The following is a 4,319-nucleotide window of genomic DNA, read 5'->3' on the forward strand; positions in this document are numbered from 1 at the left end:
CTATTTAACAAAATACATTTGTAACATTTCCTGTTTTCTCCCAAGGCTCATCCACTAATTATGACTCCACAAACTATAATCCTTTATTTCCTCATTTGCAAACTAATCTATCTCCAATTTTGGTACATATTTCACATAAGAAAAAGTGTAGTTTGGAGTAATTGCTCAAACTACACTTTTCCTACAATCTTATCCTTTATAACTCACTTCCCCCTAATTCAGGAGTATTTGCCGTTACTTTATTCGTCCCTTCCAATGTAAAAAACCATTTCTTCATCATTTCAGGGTTTATCCACGCTTCAAAAATTTCTTACCATCGCTAATATTATTTTTGAATAATTATTCATTTCAGTCCCTTCTTTATTTAAATACAAAGATTGTATTTATTTTCAACAAAACCCCCGCTCTCATAAAAGAAAGCGAGGGTTTTAATCATTTATTATTAACCTTTGTACATTGCATCAACTTGTTTTTGAAGTTCTTCATTTTCTAAGAACTCATCATACGTTGCTACCTTATCAACTACACCGTTTGGCGTTACTTCGATAATACGGTTTGCAATTGTTTGTACGAACTGATGGTCATGAGAAGTGAATAGTAATGTTCCTTTAAATGTGATTAAACCGTTGTTTAATGCTGTAATAGACTCAAGGTCTAAATGGTTCGTTGGATCATCTAATGTTAATACGTTTGCACCACTTAACATCATCTTAGATAGCATACAGCGAACTTTTTCTCCTCCAGATAAAACAGAAACGTTTTTCTTTACTTCTTCACCAGAGAATAGCATACGGCCTAAGAAACCACGTAAGAAACTTTCTGATTCATCTTGTGGAGAGAACTGACGTAACCAATCAATTAAAGTGTAATCACTGTTCTCGAAGTACTCAGAGTTATCTCTTGGGAAATGAGCTTGAGATGTTGTTACACCCCATTTGAATGAACCGCTATCTGGCTCCATTTCACCCATAAGAATTTTAAATAATGTTGTCATTGCAATATCGTTACGGCCGATAAATGCAACTTTATCACCTTTATTTAAAGTGAAGTTCACATTATCTAATACTTTTTCTCCGTCGATAGTTTTAGAAATACCTTCAACCGTTAATAAGTCATTTCCTACTTCACGCTCTGGTGTGAAACCAACGAACGGATAACGACGTGATGACGGTCTAATATCATCTAATGTAATTTTATCTAACAATTTTTTACGAGAAGTTGCTTGCTTCGCTTTAGATGCGTTTGAGCTAAAGCGCGCAATAAAGTTTTGTAACTCTTTTACTTTCTCTTCTTTTTTCTTGTTAGAATCTTGAGTTAGTTTTAATGCTAATTGGCTTGACTCATACCAGAAGTCATAGTTACCAACGTATAATTGAATTTTACCGAAATCAAGGTCAGCCATGTGCGTACATACTTTATTTAAGAAGTGACGGTCATGGGATACAACGATAACTGTATTATCAAAGTTCATTAAGAAGTTTTCTAACCATTGAATCGCTTTTAAGTCCAAATGGTTGGTAGGCTCATCTAGTAATAGAATGTCAGGTTGACCGAATAAAGCTTGAGCAAGTAATACTTTTACTTTCTCTGCCCCTGTTAATTCAGACATCTTTTTATCATGAATATCTTCGCCGATACCTAATCCTTTTAGAAGGATTGCAGCTTCTGACTCAGCTTCCCAACCGTTTAGCTCAGCGAACTCACCTTCAAGTTCTGCAGCACGCATGCCATCTTCATCACTAAAGTCTTCTTTCATGTAAATTGCATTTTTCTCTTGCATTACTTTATAAAGACGTGTGTGACCCATCATTACTGTTTCTAGTGCAGGGAACTCTTCATATTCGAAGTGATTCTGTTTTAATACTGCTAGACGCTCACCTGGCGTAATATGTATGTCACCTGTTGATTGGTCAACTTCTCCAGATAAAATCTTTAGAAATGTTGATTTACCAGCACCGTTTGCTCCGATTAAACCGTAGCAATTACCTGGCGTGAATTTTATGTTAACATCTTCAAATAATTTGCGATCTGCGAAACGCAAACTAACGTTACTTACTGTAATCATTTGTGTCCTCCTACTAATACCGCTTATTTCAGCGTTTTCTCACCGATTGTCCTAAAAAATCGCATATTACGACTCAATTATTGTAGACTATAGCTATTATATAGTAGAAGCTGGATGAATAGCAACGGTTGATTAGCTTTCTACAACGAAATCGAATAGTTTTTATCCATTCCCCTAGCTATTTTTTGTATATCATCGACCTCTTTCTAATATCCCTATTCACTTCTCATTCTGTAATACATTGAATCATTTTTTCATTTCATATTTTATATACAAAAAACCTGTAGAGAAAACATTCCCTACAGGTTTTTCTTATTTCGTATTTATTATTTTCTCTTTATAACTCTTCAATTTACTCGTCAATCCTATTAAAGCAGGTAACAATATCGGCATTACAATTAAAGCTAATAGTAAAAGAGCAACGCCAACAACGGATGCTACTTGTATAAGTGTCAATACTCCTGAAGGAATTAACGCTGCAAATGTCCCTCCTAAAATAAGTGCCGCTGATAATACGACTCCTCCTATGTGACGAGATGCATTTACAATTTTCGTTACTGAATCCCCTTCTAGCTCATTGTATCGCATCATAACGAAGATGCTATAATCCACTCCTAAAGCGACAATCATAATGAAGCTAAAGAATGGAACATTCCAGCTTAATGACTCTACGTTTAATACATGTGCACTAATTTGTTCACTTATACCAAGTGATGCAAAGTACGCTAAAATTAACGACCCAATAATAAAGATTGAGTTTAAGAATGAGCGTGTAATCACGATTAATACAAGCGAAATCCCTAATAACATAATCGTAGCAGTACGTAGGAAATCTTGCCCGGTTACTTCTTTTAAATCAACGTTTCTAGCTGTTGTCCCGCCAATTGCTTTTTTCACATCATTTAGTTCTGTTCCCTTTAACGTACCATCTATCGTTTTATTAATTTCTTGAATGATAGGCATCGCTTCTTTTAAATACGGGTTTACGTCTAAAATAATTGTCATTTTAGCAGTCTTTCTATCATGTGACATGTACGTATTCAATGCTTTTTGGAAATCTTCTCCCTCTAAAACTTCTTTCGGAATATAAAATTTCTCAGAGCTTTTCGACTCATTTAGCTCGCCTAAATATTTTTGAGCATCCCCTAGACCGTTACTTACTTTGCCTAAACCTTCTGTACTTTTAGATAAGCCTGATTGTAATTGCCCCATCTTTTCTTGCAAATCCTTAAGCCCAGTTAATAACTGTCCTTGCCCATCATTTATTTTCGTTAAACCGGATTTTAACTCAGCTGATTTGTTTGCAATTTGTTTTGAACCTGTGGCTCCTTCATTTAATCCATTTTCCAGCTCACCAGCGCCTTTTTGTAATTGTGTAACGCCATTATTCATTTCTTTTAAACCTTTATCTACTTTCAGTAACGACTGATTCGCTTCTTTAAATGAACCCATTGCTGCTTTATGCTGCGTTGCTAATTGATTTAATTCATTTGAAAGTACACTTAATTGCTTCTGAGCTTCCTTTGCAATTCCTAATGTTTGCTGAATGTTAGGATCATTTGCTAATTCTGGTTTAGTTTGAATGAAATTGTTCATTAACATTTCAATTTGTTCGTATCCTTTTTTCGCACCATCAATCGCTTGAGAAATACTTCCGAAATATTGATTGTAAGAACTTAAACCTTTTTCTAGCTGAGCATAACCAGCATGAAGTTGCGAAGTTGCATTAGATAACACATTTATATTTTCGTTTAATGAAGCTAACCCACTCTCAATTTGCTTCGCTCCTTGTGCTCCATCGTTTATTCCATTCGATAATTGATTTAAAGCTGTTCCTAATGCCGATACCCCATTTTTCGCCTCGTTCGTTCCATCAATTAACTTTTGAACATTCGCAAGACTATTTGAGTCATTACCACCCATTTTATTTTTAGCATCCGTTAAACCATCATTAATTTCTTTTATGCCACCATTGGCATCTCCTAATCCTGTATTTAGTTCTCCTGCTTGTTTGTTTAAATATAATTCTTTTATCTTTTCACCGGTTGGACGCGTCGGTGAATATACTTCTGAAACTCCTTTAACTTTCGAGATTTTATCAGTTAGTTCATCTAAAGTTTGTAGAGAAGTCGCCTCATCTAACTTTTTATCCGATTGAATGACTAACGTACTTGGTGAAGAAAAACCAGGCGAAAAATGCTCTTCTATTACGTTAATCCCCATTTTTGATTCATATTTATTATCCACTTCAAAT

General features: G+C 34.9%; 2 protein-coding genes. Both read right to left on the reverse strand.

Annotated features, from left to right (window positions below; genetic code table 11):
- Positions 1-442: 442 nt before the first annotated feature.
- Positions 443-2,065, reverse strand: a complete 1,623-nt coding sequence (locus tag AB3X48_RS18360) for an ABC-F family ATP-binding cassette domain-containing protein (RefSeq protein ID WP_016105165.1) — start codon at positions 2,063-2,065, stop codon at positions 443-445.
- A gap of 312 nt (positions 2,066-2,377) precedes the next feature.
- Positions 2,378-4,319: MMPL family transporter (locus tag AB3X48_RS18365; RefSeq protein ID WP_367959792.1), on the reverse strand; the 1,942-nt coding region annotated here is incomplete at its 5' end.

It is taken from the genome of Bacillus sp. S4, from assembly GCF_040838205.1.
GTDB classification, from domain to species: Bacteria; Bacillota; Bacilli; order Bacillales; family Bacillaceae_G; genus Bacillus_A; species Bacillus_A cereus_U.